This is a genomic window from Streptomyces sp. NPDC015125, assembly GCF_043080045.1.
GTDB lineage: Bacteria > Actinomycetota > Actinomycetes > Streptomycetales > Streptomycetaceae > Streptomyces.
On record NZ_JBIBVF010000064.1, the window covers coordinates 1 to 1,135 of the forward strand.

General features: G+C 74.3%; 2 pseudogenes. One reads left to right on the forward strand and one right to left on the reverse strand.

The annotated features are described in order from the left end of the window. Positions 1 to 1,081 (forward strand): annotated as a pseudogene (locus tag ACF088_RS41330) (MFS transporter); the annotation flags it as partial. Here the strand turns inward: ACF088_RS41330 and ACF088_RS41335 are convergent. After that, positions 1,041 to 1,135 (reverse strand): annotated as a pseudogene (locus tag ACF088_RS41335) (acyl-CoA thioesterase); the annotation flags it as partial. The pseudogenes ACF088_RS41330 and ACF088_RS41335 sit on opposite strands and share 41 nt — an antisense overlap.

A 1,135-nucleotide genomic window follows, 5' to 3' on the forward strand; every position in this document is an offset into this window, starting at 1 on the left:
CGCGTGCCCTGGATCCAGGACCACGCCGGCGTGAGCGCGGGCCAGCTGGGGCTGGCGCTCGCCTTCCCGGCGCTCGGCGCGTCCCTCGCCATGCCGCTGGCCGGGAGTGTCAGCCACCGCTTCGGCGCCCGTACCGCCCTGCGCGGTCTGCTGGCCCTGTGGACGCTTGCGCTGGTCCTGCCCTCCCTCGCCCCGAACCTGCTCACCCTGTGTCTCGCCCTGTTCGTCTACGGCGCCACGGCGGGCATGTCGGACGTGGCGATGAACGCCCTGGGCGTCGAGATCGAGAACCGTCTGGACAAGTCGATCATGTCCGGGCTGCACGGCATGTGGAGCGCGGGCGCGCTGATCGGTTCGGCGGCGGGCACGCTCGCCGCCCACCTGGGCACCGACGCCAGGACGCACCACCTCCTGGCCGCCGCGGTGCTGACCGTGGCGGGCCTGGTCGCCTGCACCTGGGTGCTGGACCTCCAGCCCGCCGAGGACGAGGACCCGCCGCCGCGCTTCGCGCTGCCGCCCAGGTCGGCGCTGCTGATCGGCGCGGTCGGGTTCTGCGCGGTGTTCGCGGAGGGCGCGAGCCTGGACTGGTCGGCGGTCTATCTGCGGGACGAGCTGGAGACCTCGGCCGGTCTGGCGGCGGCCTGCACAACGGGCTTCACGCTGACGATGGCGCTGGCCAGGCTCGCCGGCGACCAGGTGGTGGACCGGTTCGGCGCGGTCCGCACGGTACGGGTGAGCGGTGTGCTGGCCGCCCTCGGCGGTCTGCTCGTCGTGGTCGGCGGCCATCCGGCGGTGGCGATGACCGGCTTCGCGCTGATGGGCCTCGGCATCGCCGTGGTCGTCCCGCTGTGCTTCGCCGCGGCCGGCCGGGGGCGTCGCCACCATCACCTACACCTCGGGCCTGGTGGCGCCGAGCGCGATCGGCGGTCTGGCCCAGGCGACCAGCCTGGTGGTGTCGTTCGGTCTGGTGACGCTGCTGGCCTGCTGCCTGGTGGTGTTCGCGCGGGTGCTGCGGTCCGGGGACCGGAACCGCCCGAAGATCAGTCCGCCGGTCGCAGAAGTGCCCGGCCGGCAGCCCTGAACGCCTCGCTCCACGGCGCCGGGCGCAGGGTCCGGGAGTCCAGCCGGACCAGCA